Source organism: Mesorhizobium sp. M1142 (assembly GCF_040318565.1).
Taxonomy (GTDB): Bacteria; Pseudomonadota; Alphaproteobacteria; order Rhizobiales; family Rhizobiaceae; genus Mesorhizobium.
The window spans coordinates 237,437-256,222 of the sequence record NZ_JAMYMK010000001.1; the positions used below are offsets into that span (position 1 = coordinate 237,437).

Consider the following 18,786-nt stretch of genomic DNA (forward strand, 5'->3'; position numbering starts at 1 on the left):
GCCGTAGCCAGTGAGAGCACCGCACCGAGCTTACGGATAGATGATGAAGTGAAGCGGATCGGATTCATTATGAGGCTCCATGGGGGACAGGGGATTCACGGTGGGTGTGGTCTCGAGCTTTGCCTCGAGCGTGCGGTAATCGCCGGTGGCGGGATCGAGTCCATCGACGAGAGCGATCTCCACGAGCCGGCGGGACGAGCCTCGGCCGGCCAGCACGGCAACAATGTCGATCGTCTCGGCAATGAGCGCACGCGGGACCGTGACGACGGCCTCCTGCACGAGTTGCTCAAGTCGGCGCAGTGCACCGAGGGCGGTGCTGGCATGGATGGTGCCGATGCCGCCTGGATGGCCGGTGCCCCAGGCCTTGAGAAGGTCAAGCGCCTCGGCTCCGCGCACCTCGCCGATCGGGATGCGGTCGGGACGCAGGCGAAGCGACGACTTCACCAGATCGGACAGCGAGGCGACGCAGTCCTTGGTGCGCAGTGCCACGAGATTCGGGGCGGCGCATTGCAGCTCGCGCGTGTCCTCGATCAGCACGACGCGATCGGCGGTTTTAGCCACCTCTGCCAGCAGTGCATTGACCAGCGTCGTTTTGCCAGTCGAGGTGCCGCCGGCGACCAGCATGTTTTTGCGCCTTTCGACGGCAAGCCGCAACACATCGGCCTGGGCTTCTGTCATGATGCCGGCCGCGACATAATCTTCGAGAGTGAACACGGCGACGGCGGGCTTACGGATGGCAAAGGTGGGTGCTGCCACAACAGGCGGCAGCAGGCCCTCGAACCGTTCACCAGTCTCGGGCAGTTCGGCCGAGACACGAGGGCTGCCGGAATGTACTTCGGCTCCGACATGGTGCGCGACCAGGCGGACAATCCGTTCGCCATCGGCTGGGATTAGAACTTTGTCGGTAGCGACAAGCCCTTCCTTCAAACGGTCGATCCACAGCCGCCCGTCCGGGTTGAGCATCACCTCGACGATATCAGGATCTTCAAGGAAGCCGGCAATGGCGGGACCAAGGGCCGTGCGCAGCATGCGCGCGCCGCGCGACACCGCCTCCCTGCCAGGGTGATGATTGATTGCCACGATGATCCCCATTCACTGCGGCGAGTTGGTTCGTGCCGCGGTCGGGGATGATTAGAAGAGGCAGGACTATCGGACTTGCAACAAGCAAAACCGGTGATCGTGATGCGACGTGAAATGACCTATGGAATGCGGTGCGGCGATCTCGCGGCCTTGGCCGTGCCACCTATCTCGCTGGCAAGTCATCTGTATCGGCCGGCGAGACATCCTCGGCGATTTCCTGCCTGAGTTTTGGTCCTTTGCTTAGCCTGCGGCCAAGGGCGTCAACGAACGCGTCATACCTCTGCAGGCCTTTCGCGCGGGCTTCGGCCTGAGCAGATTCCGGCAAGGCCGGGGTCGAGTTGAGCCAGAAGCGGACGAACAGCGCCAGCGTCTCGATTGCGATGCCGACATCACGTTCGACGCGCTGCGCGCGCCGGTCGATCTGGTCGAGGCGGCGTGTGATTGCCGCCTCCTTCCGCTCCTCGGCGTCCGGTGACAGAAACGAGGCGATCGCAGCCTCGGCGATCAGCGACAGCGAAACGTCACGCCGTGCAGAATAATCGGCAAGCGCGTTCATGACGTCCGGATCGAGATAGGCCGAGAGCCGTTTTTTCTTGGCGTTCTTCACGGGCTCAAAGCTCGATGCCGTCATTGGGATCGAGGGCAGCCTGCCGTGCAGCGCGCCGCATGGCCTGATCGACTGCGCGCCGACGCATAGCGTCATCGTCAGGTTCGTCCCGATCAAGGTCGAACTCGTCCTCGCGCAGTGCCGCTCGCTCCGGCGCGATATCCTCGTGTTCGGGGAGTTCGGGCTGGCGGCGGATGCCGCCATTTGCCGGATCCTCGTCCTGCGAAGTTGCGGAGGGTTTCGGCTGCAGAGGATTGCCTTCCGGCGCCGAATGGACCGTCTTCCCTGTCCAGTCGTCAGGCCGCGATATTCTCGCGGCCGTTTCGGACTTCGGTGGCGACAGGACACGCTCGGCAAGGCGTGGATCGGCGAAGTAGCGTGCTTTCTTCGCCCGGATCGGAAACAGACCCGACACCATGACGATGGCATCGGTCGGCGGAAGTTGCATGATCTCGCCGGGCGTCATCAAAGCACGGGCCGTTTCCTGCCGCGACACCATCAGATGCCCGAGCCAGGGCGACAACCTGTGCCCGGCATAGTTCTTCATGGCTCGCATCTCGGTTCCTGTTCCCAAGGAGTCCGACACCCGCTTGGCCGTCCGTTCGTCATTGGTGGCAAAGCTAACCCGCACGTGACAATTATCGAGGATGGAATTGTTCGGCCCATAGGCCTTTTCGATCTGGTTGAGTGACTGCGCGATCAGGAACGATTTGATCCCGTAGCCCGCCATGAATGCCAGCGCCGACTCGAAGAAATCAAGTCGCCCGAGAGCCGGGAACTCGTCGAGCATCATCAAAAGACGCTGTCGCCGATCCTTGGCATGAAGGTCCTCCGTCAGTCGGCGGCCGATCTGGTTGAGCACGAGGCGGATGAGCGGTTTTGTGCGACTGATGTCTGACGGCGGCACGACCAGATAGAGTGTCGTCGGCCGCACGCCCTCGACAAGGTCAGCGATCCGCCAATCGCAGCGAGACGTCACCTTGGCCACAACCGGATCCCGGTAAAGGCCCAGAAAACTCATGGCCGTCGAAAGCACCCCGGACCGCTCATTCTCTGACTTGTTGAGCAGTTCCCGCGCCGCCGATGCCACGACCGGATGCGGGCCTCCCTCGCCCAGATGCCGTGTCAGCATCATGGTGCGCAGCGTCGTCTCGATCGGCCGCTGCGGATCGGAGAGGAAGTTTGCTACGCCGGCGAGCGTCTTGTCCTGTTCGGCATAGAGGACATGCAAAATGGCGCCGACCAGCAGCGCGTGGCTGGTCTTCTCCCAATGGTTCCTGCGTTCCAACGAACCCTCGGGATCAACGAGCACGTCGGCCACGTTCTGCACATCTCGCACTTCCCATTCGCCTCGCCGGACTTCCAGCAGAGGATTATAGGAGGCTGATGCTGCATTGGTCGGATCGAAGAGCAGCACCCGACCGAAGCGAGCGCGCCATCCGGCCGTCAGTTCCCAGTTCTCACCCTTGATGTCGTGAACAATTGCCGAACCCGGCCAGGTCAGCAGGGACGGCACGACGAGGCCGACACCCTTGCCGCTTCGTGTCGGCGCAAAGCACAGAACGTGTTCAGGACCGTCGTGACGGAGATAGTCGCCGTCGAGTTTTCCAAGCACGACGCCATCCGGGCCGATCATGCCTTCGGCCCTGATTTCGTTGTGCGTTGCCCAACGCGCTGAGCCGTAGGTGGCCGCGTCTTTCGCCTCACGCGCACGCCACACCGACATGCCGATGGCGACGGCAATTGCGATGAAGCTGCCGCTGGCAGCGATCAGCGCGCCCTCGATGAACACTTCTGGTGCATAGGCATCGTAGAAAAACCACCACCAGAAAAAGCCAGGCGGCGGATAAACGGACTGGCCGGCAAGCTCGAACCAGGGCAAGCCGAGTTGCGGCTGGAAGCCGAGCCTCCAAGCCGTCCACTGTGTCGCGCCCCAGGTGGTGATGAGTACGATCAGAAGGACCGCAAGGACCTGACCCCACAATATCCTGGTCGCCGGCACTTCTCTTCTCCTTTTTTCCTCGGCTGAACAGTCGGGAGCGGATAGGAAATGTCAGGAACCCATATGTGCAAGAAGAAAGAGCCGATCCGGGTAGCATGGTGTAGCCGGACGTAGAGAGACTTGCTGGATGCGAAGCGGAGTTCCGCTGCCATCTACACATGCTTGCCTGCTGCGCTCGAAGAGTCACCGACAGTGGAGAAAAGCTGAAATCTAACTAATAGAATGCGGTCCTCGGAGGGACTAGATTATGCCACTCGTTCGTGACGCAAAAACGTTAAGCTTTAAGGCGATCAGTTCGCTACGGATCGGAATGACGTCCTTCAATTCTTATGACGACGACGGGCGCGTGACATCCGTCCTCCTTCACCTCCAGCATGCCGGAGAGATGCTTATGAAGGGGGTCCTATGTCAAATGAAGGCCAAGGTATTCGATAAGGACACGGGGAAGTCGATCGGCTTCGAGAAGTGTCTCAGGCTATGCCAGTCGAACCACGGCATGAGCGAATCGGAGGCTGGCGTCTTTCGGGCGGTCGACAAGCTGCGGGATGCAGCACAGCATTGGTTCGTCTACGTTTCCGAGGACCTGCTTTACATGCACACCAGGGCAATGGTGACGGCGTTCGATGCGTATATGAAAAGAACCCTGGATATGGATCTCCACTCCCACATTCCGCCGCGGGTGCTGCCAGTTTCAACCAAGCCGCCGGGCGACTTCGATTTCCTGGTCGATCGGGAATACAAGCTGATTGCCGAACTTCTTAAGCCGGGCAAGCGTCACCGCGACGAGGCTCGGGCCAGGATACGTTCGCTGCTCGCCATGGAGGCCATCGTTCACGACGGGGTCGAGATCTCCGAGAAAGACATCAATCGCATAGAGAAGGCCGTCAGAGACGGGAAGGCGTTCGAGGACGTTTTTCCGCGGCTCAATACTATCGGCACGGCAACGGCCGGCGAGGGCCCTACGTTTACCGTGCATTTCTCAAAGAAGCAGGGGGCTGCGGTCAAGTTTGTAGGCGGCGACGATCCGGAAGGCGCTGCGGCGGTGCGCGAGGTTGACCTCAGTAAGAAGTTTCATATGCGGCCGAGCGATTTAGCCAAAGCTCTAAAACTCAAGGAACCCCGATCGCTTGCTCTGCGCAGACATCTGGAGATCGACGACGACAAAGCATGCTGCCACGTGTTCGAATTCGGAAAAACGAAAATCCCCTGCTTCTCCGATAACGCCAAGAACAAAATGAAGGGTGCGATAGATGGCGGCATCGACATGGACGACGTTTGGAAAAAGCACCGTCCTGCGAACAAGAAGAAGGCGGCATAGATAAGAAGGAAGGTCGGCTTGGGAGCAAGCGAGCAAAGCGTAAAGTTACGCGGTGGTTGTGGACATTCACAACCCGATTCCTCGCCTCTTTCCGAAACTCCAGTCCACCCCGCGATCGGCGCGGGCGACACCAGAAATGTGATTACCGAGTTGCTTGTCAATCGATGGCGACCAGGGAACGAGCTTGAAACCGAGCCCGTCATCAATCATCGCGAAGCGGCCGGAGGCGAGCGAAAACCTCTGTCGATAGATGCCAGCTACTTGGTCGCGTTCAAAAGCTTTCGCGAACGGCAGTCCGGTCTCGGCAGCGAGCCGAGCGCCAAGCGCGTTCACCTCGCGATCGCTTAGCGTGTCGATCAGGTTGCGAGCGAAGATGACGCGTTGACCGTCGCGCCGTGCGAGACCCTGCTCGACAAGATGATCGGTGCGGTCCTGTAGCGCCTGCTTCACCTCCCTGCCGAAGCCGCCCTCCCCAACCTCGAGGGGTTCACGCGCGACAAGCCGACGGTCGAGCCAGGTCGCGCCATGGGCATGGATTTGTGCTTCGATCGAGAAGTCGGAACGGACGGCAAGTGCAACGCGGCTGCGACCCTTCGCATCCTCGTAGCGACGAAGCTCGACGATCGAGCCCGGGGCGGAACCGCCGGTGGCGTCGATATCTTGAAACCGGATGTGATGGGCACGCCCGTCTATGCCGTCCACGATGGCATAGACCGAGCCCCGGAGCTCATCATCGAGCCCCCGCTCCAACAGCCGACCGATGACAAGTTTGTCGGTCTGCTCAGCTGCAAGGACATACTCGGCCGCGCCTTTGTCGATGCCATGGCCGGTCAGGCTGCGATGCATTCGCTTGATGATGTCGCCGCGGTCGCCGAGTGCGCGCAAGGTCGCCTCAACCTCCTCGGCAATGATCCATTGGCCAGGACGGACCTCGTTGGCGAGACCGAGGCTTTCCAGCTTACGCAGCCGACCGACCTTGATCGTCAGGAACTCATCCGGCTGGCGATCGGGATGCGGCGCGAGATCGATGATACCATGGCGATCGGCATCTCGTGCAAGCTGGCGGTCGAGCTGTGTCCAGCGCTCGGTGTCGACCTGCTGCTCGATTGTCCGGCGGATGTCATGGTCGGTCCGCAGTCCCAGCGTTTGGGTGAGTATGTCGCTCGCCCGGTCGCGCATGCCCTGACGGATGTAATCGCGAGAGATGACGAGGTTCTCGCCATCGTCGGCCACGCCGCGCACAAGAATATGAACGTGCGGATGTTCGGTGTTCCAGTGGTCAACGCCGATCCAATCGAGCTTCGTGCCGAGATCGCGCTCCATATCGACCATAAGGTTACGGGCAAAACTCTTGAGGTCGCCCAGCTCGTGGGCGTCATCGGGTGAGACGATGAAACGGAAATGGTGCCTATCGTCCTTACACCGTTCGGCAAAGACATCGTGGTCGGCATCGTCCGTGTCCGACCCAAACATCTTTGCTTTCTCGCCGTCACGCGTCACGCCCTCGCGGCGAAGGTATTTGAGATGAGCGGCGAGCGGTGTCGGTCCCCGGAACTGACGGACGACACGCGCCTTGACGACGGCGCCTCGCGAGCGGCCGGTGACAAGGCGATTGGCGCGGATGCTCGCCGACCTGCCGCGGCCGAACGTCGAGGCGCGTGGGGAGATGATCCGGCCTTTTCGCGATATATGCCCTCCTGCGCGCTGTATCGCTGCGAGCGCCTGAAAGATGAAGGGCCGCGCCCGCTGGCCGGCATGGGAGCGGATGCGACCAGGCCGGACGCGGAAGTCGTTATCCCTGCTCATGGCCGTTTTTGCCGCGAGGTGCGGCTTCTATTGAAAAGATTGAGAAGATGGCGGTTGCGCACATCGCGGATTTCTCACGTACATCGCCAAACCGGCGCGCAAACCCCTGAAATCCAGCACCCCGACCGAGCCGCACATCGCGGCCCTTTATCCTGCCATCCCCCTTCGTCCTCTCTGACGGCCAACCCTCCCGCCGCATTTTCCGCGACGGAACAGGTCGGAGGGCGATTGACCAGGAATGGTGAGGTCATTGTGGAGCCGCGGCGGAGGTCTGAGCAAACGGACTACGAATAGCGGGGTTCGGAACTGATACGCCTTCACTGCGCGAGCCGTCCGGTTGCGGTACGAGCGCTGTAAGATCGGTGACCGCTTTGTCCACCGGTGCTCGCACGCTGGGTGAACGGATCGCCGTGAAGACGGTCTCCACGGGAACATTAGTTTTGCGCTCACCCTGCGGAGCCGAGCTATTCCCAGTGTTCACGACGTGCGCGAAAATCGCCGCTTCGAATGCGCTCGCCCTGCCCGCTCCTTGACGTGCGCGCATCGGAATGGGAACCGAACCATTGATCAGGGGCGCCAGTTTCCTGACGTAGTCGATCGTCTCGCGCGGAAGTGGCCGGCCGGTAACAAGATGCTCTTCATATCGCCCAGGACCGGCATTGTAAGCAGCAAGGAAGCCGTTGCGGCCGAAGCGGTCGAGCATCTCGCGCAGATACGCTGCACCTGCAAAAATGTTGTCGCGCGGCTGATAAGGATCGTCACCGAGGCGGTACCTGGTGCGCAGCTCTTCCCACGTCGGCGGCATGATCTGCATCAGACCCATCGCGCCCTGGCTCGACACCGCATGAACATCACCAACGCTCTCGACATGCATGACGGCGCGAAGCAGTCGCTCGGGAATGGCAAAGCGTTTGGCCGCCTCCCGGATATGCGCCGACCAGGGATCAGCGGACGAGCTGGTACTGCTGGAGTGCGCCGGCCGCTCACGATGCGCGGAAGGCTCAGCACAGACAATAGACGCCGTAAGGGCGAGCATGACGCTTGCAGACAGCGCTGCAATGCCTCGGCAGATAAAAGCACCTGCACCACGCGCCTGCAGCCTGCCACCGTGCCCGCTTCCGTCAAGGGCAAGGCTTCGCCGGCCGGACTTGCTTGCCGCAAACTGTGGCGCCATGGACGTCCTGAACGACGGGCAAGCGTCCGGCCGCCCTTGACCTTCGCTGCGCGCGGTGGCCGCCTGACAGGCGATCGGGTCGGAGGGTTTGACCGGCGCCCAATCGATCAAAGGGTTTGACTCAGAAAGTTCGCTGAGGCGAAATCGGAGCATCCGATCAGCCCCGTTCGTCGCGCTTCGACTGCCGGCTCCAGTGCAATGCCCAGATACTTTTCTCGGCATCGGACTGGAACAGATTGGCGCGGATCGGCTGCGTGAAGGACGGGTCGTCAATGGAGACGGAGAGATAGTTGCCGGCCTTCTCGCCGGTGCGATCCCATGCCGCGCCGATCTCCATGCCTTCGCAGAAGACGCGATGGTCTGGCGCGTTTTCGGCGTCCGATTTCTCGGCAGGCAGGATGGCAAGTTTCGCGTCGAGCGTCAGCGTAGAGACGTTGCCGAAGAAGCCGTCATCGTTGCGGGTGAAGGTGCCGATCTGGGCCACTGCGTTGCTCCTTTCATGAGCGTTCGTGAGGGTTGGTGCGAGCCGTCACGGCTCGCGGCGATCCGCTTCGCCGGAATCATCCGGTACCGGCGAAATGCGGTCGTTGGTCCAGACCGGGACCGCCCGACCGATGATCGAATTGAGCGGGAGTGGGCCGAAATACCTGCCGTCGAAACTGTCAGCCGAGTTCCAGTTCATGAGGAAGACTTCACGATCGGCAATGATGCGGCAGCCTTGCCAGCCGGGCAGCGGCCGGCCACGACTGTCACGATCGAGCGCACGTCCAAAGGCCACGCCATAGACGATGATGGAGGCGCCTCGCCGGCACACCATCGTGCCTCCGAGTGCCAACACATGCTTCAGCAGCGGCACGCCGTTCGGCAGGTATTCGCGTTGGGCAAGCAAATCCGCCAGTGGCGTGGGCGGCATGACGACGGCGATATCGGAAATGCCGATCCGGTCGACCGGCTCGACGTGGTAGAGCCCGACCGGGACGCTCGCTGACGCGTTCCAGATCAACTTCGGTCGATGGTCGATCCATGCCGGCGCGGCGACGAGGACCGCGCCGCCGAACATCGCGACGATGATCGTTGCGCGCATACTCATGGCTCAACTCGGCGGCGGAGGAGCCATGCCTCATGGCGCTGGCGCGTGTAGGGCCTGGGCGCCTCTCGCGCCGCGAGCCGGCTGTGAGCGTGCCGCCAGTAGTCCGGCGAAACATCAACGGGATCGATGCCGATCGCTTCGATGGCATCGATGATCTTCAGCACCTTCTCGACGTTCGGCCATCCGATAGCTGTAAGCAGGATGTCAGCGCCAGGTCGCACATAGGCGACAGTCGAGCTGCGCTCGCCGCTGGCAACAGCGCGTAGGATATCGATGCGTGAAGCGACGGTGCCGAAGTCATTCGCGGTCCAGCGTACGAAGGCGAAGATGCTGCCTGGCGTAAAGGAGACGACACGACGGCTGCGGTCGATGTTCCTGTTGGAAGCAACCTTGCCGAACCGGATGTAGTTCTCGATCCGCTTCTTCAGCCACACCAGTTCGATGTGGGTGAGATTGCTCATTCTGGCCTCCGTGACAGGAGGCCAGCAGTCAGCATGGCGAACCGAGGGGCGGAGAAAATAGCCGTGCTCCACGAGGAACAACGGACAGCAATTATTCTCGGCCTGGCCGAAAGATCGTGGCTCCGCTGTCGTCCACAGCCTCGTGGATGAGCGCTTTCCGTTAGAAAGAATCCGAAGGATTCACAGTTAGAAACGTTAGAGGAGCGGGTTCGGCAATCGCTGCAATGACTTAAGCCCGATTCCGGTTCCTGATAGCACGGGAATCCGGTTCCCGATGGCACGGGCGTTGCGGTTCCTGATAGCACGGGCCTGTCCACAGTCATTTCACAGCCTTGGTGGTGCGGCCACGTGGCGCGCACGGCGATGCGCTGGCGCTCGCGAAAATGGATCGACCGGGTTGAGTTGGAAGTTCAGTCGTGACCGACCGTCGGGATCGACGGAGAGTGCTAACTGGTAACCAGGCAGCGGCTGGCGACGGACGATCTCGCGCAGGTCGAAAGTGAAGCGCTTGAAGGGCGACAGGCTGCCGGACTTCACGTGGAGATGGCCGAGATCAAAGCTCCAGCCATAGGTCTGGCGGCCACCATGCTTGCGCACGAGGCGATAGAGCCAGCGCTCCAGGCCGCCTGTTAGCCCGAAATATTGGCGGTCGATGGTGAGAATAAGTGCATCGTCGATGACGCCGGCATAGAACCAGTCCGGCAGGATGAGCTCAATGCCAAGTGGGCGCCCGCTGACGTCCATTCGCTCCTTCCATTCGTTGATCCAGGAGAATCGATGTCGCCGCCGCTCGGACGACTGGCGGATAGAAGTGGCAACCGTCGTCGATTGCAGGCGGTCAAGCGCGGCCTTCAGCCTGTCGTAAGAGTGAGCGGAGTCGCCACGCTCGATGAACGCAAGGATCTCGTACGGCGTCGCCGCCATCAGACGCGACGTGCGAAGGCCTTTGTCACGTGCGTCGACAATCTGACTGGCTGCCCAGATCAGGATGTCGGCGTCCCAGATCGTTGCCATGCCATGTTCGATCGTCGCCTCGACGCGGATCGAAACCTCGCCCATGCGAAAATCGATCGGTGTCACTCGGCGGGATTTGGCGAGCGAGAAGAACGGCCAGGACATGAGATCCTGCGCGTCGCGTGGCGTGATGACGCTGGCGCGTGCTTGAAACAAATCAAGCTGACCCTGATCGGTCGAGCGAAGCTGCATTTTCTTTGGCCCGCAGTATCAGGAGACGCGATGGCGCCGGTCGGCATAGGCCGGCGCGCGGGCGGCATGCGGCTTGGCAGGCGGAATGAAGGTCGCGTTGGCATCGCTGGTGGACGTGCGCGCACCAAGCTCGATCCAGGCGTGCAGATCGTCGATGTCATAGAGGACGCGACCACCGACCTTTCGGTATTTTGGTCCGGTGCCGTACGTCCGGTGCTTTTCCAGCGTGCGAGCGCAAAGGCCGACGATTGGTGCCGCCTCCTTCGTTCGCAGGTATTTTTGGGGCGCGTCCGCGGGACCCTTCGACATCGCTTGATCTCCATTCGGTTCTGCTGTCGTCCTGGCCTGCCGGGACGCGCGAAACGGACGATGGTCGAATTGAGAACGGACGAGGGAGGGCAAATTTCGGGGGATGTGTTTTTGCTACCCTGCGAAGCGGTGCTTCAGCGGTCGGGTTTTTGGCCGCGCCTGTGGGGATAGAAGAGAAGATCGCTATAGCCGCCGGCGACCAGATGGTCCGCGCGCCGTAGGATCGCCCGCACCTTGTGCCGGAGATGATGATCGCGCCAGTCTCGAGGCGCGATCGCCTCTCGTGACAACAGCACCTCCGCAATCTCGCGGTAGGTGGCGCCTGCGCGACGGGCGTCATGAACGCGCAGATTGAGGATGTGCCTCGTCTTCGTTTGCTTCGGCAGTGCGCCGTAGGCCGGGCCAGATGGTCGGCGGTCGAGCGCTCGCCAGAACTGGCGCGCTGCGTCGAGCCGTGTCTCGAATGCCGCATCGAGTGGCAGGACGATGGCGTTGAATTCGGTCGCGCCGCTGCGGATGTCAGCCACGAGATTATTTGTTCCGGTCGATGCCGGCCAAAGAATATGAAGCTCGTCTGCTCTCCAGACGGCGGCGCCGCTGAGTCTGGAAAGTTGGACAGTCTGATGCGAAGGGCTGACTGATGATCGGATTTGCGTGGCCCTCAGCACGCGCGGCGAGGCCTGTTCCGTCCAGACGATGTTCTCAGCTAAAGGAAGCCAGTCACCGGTGACTGTGAAATCGCGCGCCCCAACGAGTGATGAAGTCGGGTGACCCAACAGGTTCTACGGAACCTGGGAGATGTGACGAAAGCTGGCCGCACTCGGCGACGAAATCGTCGTTCCGGATCAGATATTCGGCAGCGAACTCCGCAGGCTCGTAGCCTTGCATGTGCGCGTAGGCTGCCGGAACGGTCCAATCGCCTCGCAATGTGCCAAGTCCTCTCCCGGTACCCGCATCAGGCTGCGGGCTTCGGAATGAGCATCCCTGCCAATACGCAAATCGGGTAGTTGGAGAGTCGGCAAACCGCTGTGCTGATTCAGCAAACCATGGCCTGGGACTCTCAGTGTGGCGCACCGCCGGCCAGAAGATATCGGTAGCCGTTCGTCGTCATCCAGCGGGCGCGGGCAAGATGCGTCTCCCACGACCGGAATGCCCGCTCCGGTTCCTGGTCAGGATCTATGTGGAGGACGATCCTGGCCACCTCACGCCAATCCGCATCTTCGGCCGCGGCGTCGAGCAGGCGGATGTAGGTGAGCAGCCGCTCCTCATCATAGCCGGTCAAGATCGGGGCATTCGGCGCGACGTCGGCGACATCGGGATCGAGCAGCGGCTTAAGCATCGTATCGAATCGCTAATGTTTCGGCGGCGATCCCGAAGGAACTATTATCCAGGTCGAGTTCTGATCATAACGAATAGGAACGATCATTCCTAGAACGATAGTTCCCTTTCTGGTCCCTAATCCACCATGGATCTCAAGGAGATCATGGCGGTCAACATGCGTCGTCTGCGCCATGACCAGAACGTGACGCAGGAGGAACTGGCCGCCCGCTCTGGACTGAGCATGCGCTACGTCGGGTCGATCGAGCGCGCCCGGGTTTCGGCAAGCGTTAGCGTTCTTGGTAGGATCGCAAAGGCGCTAAATGTGGACCCATGCGAGTTGATCAGAAAAACAACACGGTGAACTGATTGGCGGGCATGGCGCACCGGGCCCGAAGTGCACCAGTCGCGAACATAACAGTAGTTGCATCGCGAGCCGGGCGGTGCCCGGCGAGCGGCCGCCATGTTCAAAGACGGCGGCATGCGCCGACCCCGATGACCTGGTCGCAAAATATTCTTATGCTATGGCGGTCTCGTTGATACGGCGGACCTGATAGGCCGCGCGGCGAGACGTTCGCTGCGCGGCCTTTCGTTTGCTCATGCCGCCCGTTCCAACAAGGCCTTCGCCCTTCCTTCGAGCTCCAATCGGCTATCCTGATGCGCCTTGGTGCGGGCATGCGCGGTCATGCCTTGCACGAAATCGAAGATGCTTTCGGGCGGGCGGCCTTCCTCCTGCAAAACTGCCTCGATGATCTTGCCTGTATCGCTCTTGGAGAAACCGCGCTTGCGCAGGAAGGTTTCACGGTCTTCGTCGCTACGGGCGACGATCTTCTCGCGGGCAGCCTTGATGCCGGCGATGAACGGCGCGGGGCTTGAGTTCGCAAAGCTCGCCAAAGCGGGTGCTGCCTCATGAGCAAAACGAAGTGCTGCGAACTTCGAATGCCGGATGCTAATTTCTTCAAACCCTTCCACGCCCCACAGATTGCGGTTCATGCAAACGGCGCGGAGATAGAAACTCGCGATGCCCAGCGTCTTGCTGCCGACTTCCGAATTCCAGCAATAGAAGCCGCGAAAATACAAATCCGGTTCGCCATTCGGGAGCCGTCCGGCTTCGATCGGGTGTGTGTCGTCCACAAGAAACAGGAACACGTCTCTGTCGCTCGCGTAAAGCGTGGTGGTGTCCTTGGTGATATCCACGAAAGGATTGTGCGTCATCGTTGCCCAATCCAGAACGCCCGGCACCTTCCACATGGTATCGCCGGTACCATTGCCCGCTATCTTCATGACGGCGGCGACAAGCTCGTGATCCCAGATGCGGCCATAGTCCGGACCAGTGACGGCGCGAAGCTCAACGCGTCCGTCTTCCGTCTCAAGGGTCTTCATCAATTCCGCCCGATGGCTCAAAAGGCCGTGCTGCAAGTTGATGCCTGCCAGCGGTGCGGGAAGCTGGCGTATGTAGGTCGCCGGCGCGCCAACAAGGCTGCAAAGCTGACCGAAACTCCAATGCGTGGGCGCAATCGGGTGCTCCTGTCCGGGGACGATAAGCGAAAGCCGCTCTGCATTGTCGCGAGTAGCTTCGACGCGAACCGCACGGCTCTCGACGGTGCGGGCGGTAGCGCGGTCCGCTCTCTGCTTCACGGCATCAAAAAGCTCAGTGAGGCTCAGATAGCGCTCGTCGCCGGGACGCGAAAACCATTCCGAAGAAACCCGCCCGATCCGGTTGCCGCGAGAGATGTCGACGCGAAAGCCGCCGGACGCTGCCTGCTGCTGGCTGTTGTTCTCGCTGTCGATAATGGTGGTCATGTTCATTGCGATCACTCCTTTTCCGTCAATGCCGAAGGCATGTCCCCCGGCATGCCTTCCGGGGGCGCGTGAGCGCGCGGGAGTGATGGGGGCCAATGCCGGCGCGCGGAGCCGGGCTGCACGGTCGAGCGGAGCGGATGGAAATTGATGGCCACTGTTGCTGCTGTCGGCCGCTTTGCGAGCCTGCGGTCCTGCTCTGCACAGGCGGCAATGGCGGGGAAGCGAGGGGAAGTTCCTCGCTTCCCAACGACCGACAAGGGTATCCGCAGTCGATCAGAACGATGAAAGCGAAGCTTACTCTTATAATGTTGTGCAAGAGACGTGGATTTTACGAAGAAACGTACTATTTGCCTCGTGGGCAGGCTGGGAAAATCAAACGTCGCTCAATTCATCCGATACAAAAAAAGGGAAATTATATGACCACTGCTCTCGAACAAGACAACCAACTGGATACCGTGTCGATAACGGCTGACATTGTCGCCGCCTATGTATCGAACAATCCAGTACCGGTTGGCGAGTTGCCGAAGCTGATCGGCGATATCCATGCCGCTCTGAACGGGATCGGAACGCCAACGGTAGAACCGGTGGTCAAGCAGGAGCCGGCAGTATCGATCAAGAAATCGGTGACGCCGGACTTCATCATCTGTCTGGAAGATGGAAAGAAATTCAAATCGCTGAAGCGGCATCTTCAGCACTTTAACCTGACCCCCGACCAATATCGGCAGAAGTGGAACCTGCCGGCCGACTATCCGATGGTGGCGCCGAACTATGCGGCGACCCGGTCGGCCCTGGCGAAATCAATTGGACTCGGGCGCAAAGCGCAAGCGCCCACATCTGCCGCGGCAGAAAAACGCAAACCGGTCGTGCGTGCGGCGGCAGCGAGAACGACTGCGGCTGCAATCAAGTCGCCGGTGAAGAAGGCGCGCAAGGCGCCGACCAAAGCGTAGTCCGCTGCGTCTGACAGAGGTGAGGCATCGGCGGACCTGAACATGACGAAGCCCCGCCTTGCGGCGGGGCTTCGCGTTTGTCGGATCACTCTGCGGCGCGGCGTGACCAGATGAGCGAGAACTCGCCCTCGGTGTCGGTCTCGACCAGGCTCGCATAGATCGGAGCGGGGAAGCTGGGATCGTCGAGCTTGACGGAGTGGTAGTCGCGGCCCTCGCGCGAGGTCTTCTTCCATGCCGCCCCGAACTCGGTGGCGCCGGCGAAGATGCGGAAGTCGGGTCCCTTTTCGTTTTCGCCATCCGCCGGAGAGAACGTCACCGTCTTGACGTTGAGGTTGAGGGTCTTGACCGAGCCGGAGAAGCCGTTCGCGGTGCGCGAGAATGTGCCGATCGTAGCCATTGTGGTGGTTCCTTCTGTTTTTTTCGGGCCGCGCCCATCGCGGCCTCGATGGTGGTCGTGAGACCGGAGACGATCGGTCCGCACCCCGAAGGGGCTGAAACGAAGTGGAAGACGATGGCGCGAGGCTTTCTTGGATCGCGAGGAATGGACGCGCAGCGGCCAGGGGAAGAAAACGCAGCGCCGTCGTTGCGGGAAGACGATCGAGACTGAGTGCAGCGAAGGCGGTCTTCGGTCAGACCCAATCCATTCGAGGACGCCGTGGGCGTGGCTTAGAACGAACCGACGAGAGGAAACGCCACAATGGCCACAATCGGTATGGCCATTATCGTCCGCGCCGAACGCTTCTACGCTTCGGTCAAAAAACGCATCTGAAGCGCCAGGACCGTGTCGGTCACTACTCTAACAGGTGACGAAGGGGCGTCCGATTTACCTGATCTTTGGGCTGAACCGCCATCGCCTTCGGGGCGGCTCCGACGGCGACCGATTGATTGCTGAGGGCACCGGCTTCCAAGCCGCCAACCCTCGCGACGATTTCGCCTCTCGGTCGAATGCACGCGAGCACGGTTGAGATCGAAAGCGAGGAAGACTCCATCACCTCGACTCTCCGTCGCATCGCCGAATGATCCGCTGCACTGCCCCATTCCGGCATTGGTGAGGCTTTGCCAGGATGGGACGTCTCCACTCAAGGCACCTGAGGCCAAGCTATGGCGTCACTTGACTGGGTGATTTCGCGCCGGGACGATGTTGGTCTCAGCGCAGGTCATCAGGGTTCCCAGCGCTTCTTAAATGTGGTGCTGTCGAGGTGACCGGCCGCGCCAATGGCGCGGCCGGCAAATACTCGAAAGCAGGCCGGAGCCGCGTGGCGGCTCCGGCCGCTGCGGGTCACTCGGCGGCGACGTTGTAAGCCTCAGCCTCAGCCTCAGCCTCAGCCTCAGCCTCAGCCTCAGCCTCAGCCTCAGCCTCAGCCTCAGCCTCAGCCTCAGCGGCCATGTCTGGCAGGGTGGGTTTCGGCTCCAATTCGGCAACGTCCGCTTCTGCCTCTTCCTGCGGTTCAGCGGACATCGCAAGTTGGTCGGTGCGCAAGACCGCTGGAAGCCATCCGGTTCCGGCGAGCAACTGCTCGGCGGCTTCCGCCATTAGTTGCTTTTTCAGGTCCGACAACCTGTCTGCCGCCTCTTCGCTGGCAGCTTCTCGCACGGCGTCGAGGATATGTGCCTTAGTGATGCGCCCGAGGTACGTCCGGACGGTCGGCGTCCAATGTGCCGTCATATCGAGGTTGACGGCTGTCGCCAGCCTGTCCGCTGTCTCGTGGGCGCGAGGCTTGCGCTCCCAAGGCTGCTTTACGGCATTGACGGTAAGCGAGGCGCAATGGGCGAACAATGCCATGACGCTGGCATGGTCGAGTGAGGCGATGAAGCCCCACAGGTCAGCCACATCGCGAGGCATGTCCGCAGCCCACTCCGCATGTCGATCTGCCAGTGCCTTGCCTGCCGCCAAATCCTCGATGCCGTCCGCGTGACCGGCGAGATGGACGCTGGTTGGGCGGATTTCGAGGCAGTGGGCTTCCGCACCCTGATAGAAGGTCTGCGCGGCAAGCGTATGGGTAACCGCGACAAGGGCGAGGTCCGGCTGTTCGCCAAGCGCAAGGCGAAGCCCAAGCGTACGATGAGCGGTCAAGTCGCGAATGAGAAGGTCCGACAACGGCTTGCCGTCATCCTCCGCTTCTTCGTCGCTGCCACCATCGGAATCCGAACCGCTACCGTCTTCGATGATATCGCCATCGTCGTTGACGGCGTAGTCCTCGCCGTCTGGCCGCGTTTCCGCTCCCGGTCCCGCCTGCTCATCCTCGGCGCGGATGAAGCCACGTTCGATGCGCGCCATTCCGTCATGGGAAAGCACGACCAACACGCCACCACGCGAAACAATATCGGGATCGTAGGCGTGACGGAGAGCGTCGATGCGCTCGATCTCGGCTTCAAGCTTACCGAAACGCTGATCGACATCGTTCGGCAGCTCTTCGGCGCTATCCCATTCTTCCGTGAGCCGGTTGAATTCGTCGGATGCCGTTGCATGGGCGGCTTTATCTTCTTCCGACAAATCCACCGGTTGCGGATAGGTGCGGCGCAAGCCGTTTGCGTGCGGGTAGTCGATGTGGACATCTGCCCATTTCCAGCCTTCAGCCTGCCTGACGGTTTCCGAAATGTCTTGCAGCTTCTCGATCACCAAGCGGTCGAGCAACGCGGCATCCTCGTAGAAGCCGCCACGATCCTCGGTGAACAGGTCGCGCAGGATGGCGCCACCAGCTTCCATGTAGGCTTCCGCGCCGATGAAGACGGCTCGCCGGTCGTTCGCTGCAACATGCGTCCGCGTCAGTTCGCGGCGGATGATGTAGGGCTCTCGATTGTAGGTGAGGCTTTCGAAAACCTGCTCCTGCCGGGCGTGATCGTCAGTGATGGCGAAGGCCATCAACTGGTCGAGGCTCAGCTCGCCGTCGCGATAGACCTGCATCAGCTTGGGGCTGACCGCGCCGAGACGCAGGCGCTGCCGCACGACATGCGCGGTAATGCCGAAGCGAGCGGCGATTTCCTCAGCGCCCCATCCGCGTTCCTCGTGAAGCTCTCGGAACGCCTCGAACTGATCTGCGGGGTGCATATCCTCGCGGGTGATGTTCTCGTCCAGGCTGATCTCGTGCGCATCGTTCACGGTGTCAACGACGCAGCGGATCGGCTCGGTCTTCTTGATCTGCTTGCGCTTCACGCGCAGCAATTGCGCCAGCCTGCGGCCTTCTCCGATGCTGACAAAATAGAAGCCTGTTTCTGCTCCCTCGCCGTCAAGCTCCGGCTCCACCACAAGGTTTTGCAGGATGCCCTTGGCGGCGATGCTCGCGGCATAGGCTTCGATGATCGCCCCGCTGTGTGGGGTCTTGCGCGCATTGCGCGGCGACTTTTTCAGCTTGTTCAGCGGAATGAAAACCTCCATGCCGCTCTCGCGGGCGGTTGCGGTCTTCGCGTTCGTTTCATGGGTCGTCATGGTTCTGGTCCTTTCCCGTTAGATGCCGAAGGCATGCCCCTCGGCATGCCTTCCGGGGGCGCGTGAGCGCGCGGCAGAGAGGGGGGCGAATGCCGGCGAGCGGAGCTGGGTTGCGCGTCGAGCGGGGCGGATGGGGTCAGTTCAGCGGGTGTCGGTTATGCCCGCCTTGCGAGCCGGCGGCCCCGCTCTGCCGCAGGCGGCGTTCGCGGGGGAGAGATGGCCAAGACCATCTTCCCCGC

At 61.3% G+C, this 18,786-nt stretch carries 19 protein-coding genes; 3 read left to right on the forward strand and 16 right to left on the reverse strand.

Annotated features, from left to right (window positions below; genetic code table 11):
• Window positions 1–30 precede the first annotated feature (30 nt).
• From trbB to NKH42_RS01180, 3 genes are all read right to left on the reverse strand, one after another.
• Window positions 31–1,029: a P-type conjugative transfer ATPase TrbB gene (gene trbB / locus NKH42_RS01170; RefSeq protein WP_352973937.1), complete on the reverse strand. Its 999-nt coding sequence runs from the start codon at window positions 1,027–1,029 to the stop codon at window positions 31–33.
• Window positions 1,030–1,243: 214 nt separating this feature from the next.
• The gene (locus NKH42_RS01175; RefSeq protein WP_352973854.1) at window positions 1,244–1,711 is read right to left on the reverse strand and encodes a CopG family transcriptional regulator; all 468 of its coding nucleotides are present in this window, start codon (window positions 1,709–1,711) and stop codon (window positions 1,244–1,246) included.
• Window positions 1,692–3,689 carry a conjugal transfer protein TraG gene (locus NKH42_RS01180; protein WP_352973856.1) on the reverse strand — a complete coding sequence of 666 codons (1,998 nt, stop codon included), beginning with the start codon at window positions 3,687–3,689 and terminating at the stop codon, window positions 1,692–1,694. The genes NKH42_RS01175 and NKH42_RS01180 overlap by 20 nt, the downstream gene beginning before the upstream one ends.
• 412 nt (window positions 3,690–4,101) lie before the next feature.
• Between NKH42_RS01180 and NKH42_RS01185 the strand changes: the two genes are divergently transcribed.
• Window positions 4,102–5,007 (forward strand): DUF8611 domain-containing protein, encoded by a 906-nt coding sequence (locus NKH42_RS01185; protein ID WP_352973859.1) that lies wholly within the window; start codon window positions 4,102–4,104, stop codon window positions 5,005–5,007.
• A gap of 66 nt (window positions 5,008–5,073) precedes the next feature.
• Here NKH42_RS01185 and NKH42_RS01190 read toward each other — a convergent pair whose 3' ends face one another.
• The 10 genes from NKH42_RS01190 to NKH42_RS01235 all read right to left on the reverse strand — a co-directional run bounded on the left by NKH42_RS01190 (window position 5,074) and on the right by NKH42_RS01235 (window position 12,392).
• A complete protein-coding gene (locus tag NKH42_RS01190) occupies window positions 5,074–6,813 on the reverse strand; it encodes a relaxase/mobilization nuclease domain-containing protein (RefSeq protein WP_352973860.1) in 1,740 nt (579 codons plus the stop codon).
• Between the two features lie 247 nt (window positions 6,814–7,060).
• Window positions 7,061–7,987, reverse strand: a complete 927-nt coding sequence (locus NKH42_RS01195) for a lytic transglycosylase domain-containing protein (protein WP_352973861.1) — start codon at window positions 7,985–7,987, stop codon at window positions 7,061–7,063.
• A gap of 157 nt (window positions 7,988–8,144) precedes the next feature.
• A complete protein-coding gene (locus tag NKH42_RS01200; RefSeq protein ID WP_352973863.1) occupies window positions 8,145–8,471 on the reverse strand; it encodes a DUF736 domain-containing protein in 327 nt (108 codons plus the stop codon).
• A 45-nt stretch (window positions 8,472–8,516) separates the two neighbouring features.
• On the reverse strand, window positions 8,517–9,077 hold the full coding sequence (locus tag NKH42_RS01205; protein WP_352973865.1) for a S26 family signal peptidase: 561 nt from the start codon (window positions 9,075–9,077) through the stop codon (window positions 8,517–8,519).
• Window positions 9,074–9,538: a DUF2840 domain-containing protein gene (locus NKH42_RS01210; RefSeq protein WP_352973867.1), complete on the reverse strand. Its 465-nt coding sequence runs from the start codon at window positions 9,536–9,538 to the stop codon at window positions 9,074–9,076. The genes NKH42_RS01205 and NKH42_RS01210 overlap by 4 nt, the downstream gene beginning before the upstream one ends.
• A gap of 324 nt (window positions 9,539–9,862) precedes the next feature.
• Window positions 9,863–10,744, reverse strand: a complete 882-nt coding sequence (locus NKH42_RS01215) for a replication initiator protein A (protein ID WP_352973869.1) — start codon at window positions 10,742–10,744, stop codon at window positions 9,863–9,865.
• Window positions 10,745–10,762: 18 nt separating this feature from the next.
• Window positions 10,763–11,053, reverse strand: a complete 291-nt coding sequence (locus NKH42_RS01220) for a helix-turn-helix transcriptional regulator (protein WP_352973871.1) — start codon at window positions 11,051–11,053, stop codon at window positions 10,763–10,765.
• A gap of 134 nt (window positions 11,054–11,187) precedes the next feature.
• Window positions 11,188–11,580: a DUF2285 domain-containing protein gene (locus NKH42_RS01225; protein WP_352973873.1), complete on the reverse strand. Its 393-nt coding sequence runs from the start codon at window positions 11,578–11,580 to the stop codon at window positions 11,188–11,190.
• 193 nt (window positions 11,581–11,773) lie between these two features.
• A complete protein-coding gene (locus tag NKH42_RS01230; protein ID WP_352973875.1) occupies window positions 11,774–12,127 on the reverse strand; it encodes a transcriptional regulator domain-containing protein in 354 nt (117 codons plus the stop codon).
• On the reverse strand, window positions 12,114–12,392 hold the full coding sequence (locus tag NKH42_RS01235) for a DNA -binding domain-containing protein (RefSeq protein ID WP_287271468.1): 279 nt from the start codon (window positions 12,390–12,392) through the stop codon (window positions 12,114–12,116). Before NKH42_RS01235 ends, NKH42_RS01230 begins: the two co-directional genes overlap by 14 nt.
• Before the next feature lie 126 nt (window positions 12,393–12,518).
• On the opposite strand from NKH42_RS01235, the gene NKH42_RS01240 reads away from it, so the two are divergent.
• A complete protein-coding gene (locus tag NKH42_RS01240) occupies window positions 12,519–12,734 on the forward strand; it encodes a helix-turn-helix domain-containing protein (RefSeq protein ID WP_136616935.1) in 216 nt (71 codons plus the stop codon).
• 233 nt (window positions 12,735–12,967) lie between these two features.
• Here the strand turns inward: NKH42_RS01240 and NKH42_RS01245 are convergent, their stop codons facing one another.
• On the reverse strand, window positions 12,968–14,173 hold the full coding sequence (locus NKH42_RS01245; protein ID WP_352973940.1) for a DUF932 domain-containing protein: 1,206 nt from the start codon (window positions 14,171–14,173) through the stop codon (window positions 12,968–12,970).
• Between the two features lie 416 nt (window positions 14,174–14,589).
• Here NKH42_RS01245 and NKH42_RS01250 point away from each other — a divergent pair, with 416 nt between their 5' ends.
• Window positions 14,590–15,120, forward strand: a complete 531-nt coding sequence (locus NKH42_RS01250) for a Ros/MucR family transcriptional regulator (RefSeq protein WP_352973942.1) — start codon at window positions 14,590–14,592, stop codon at window positions 15,118–15,120.
• An 85-nt stretch (window positions 15,121–15,205) separates the two neighbouring features.
• Here the strand turns inward: NKH42_RS01250 and NKH42_RS01255 are convergent, their stop codons facing one another.
• Window positions 15,206–15,517, reverse strand: a complete 312-nt coding sequence (locus NKH42_RS01255; protein WP_352973877.1) for a DUF736 domain-containing protein — start codon at window positions 15,515–15,517, stop codon at window positions 15,206–15,208.
• Between the two features lie 882 nt (window positions 15,518–16,399).
• Entirely contained in the window at window positions 16,400–18,547 is a 2,148-nt protein-coding gene (locus tag NKH42_RS01260; RefSeq protein WP_352973880.1) for a ParB/RepB/Spo0J family partition protein, read from the reverse strand.
• Between the last annotated feature and the right edge of the window lie 239 nt (window positions 18,548–18,786).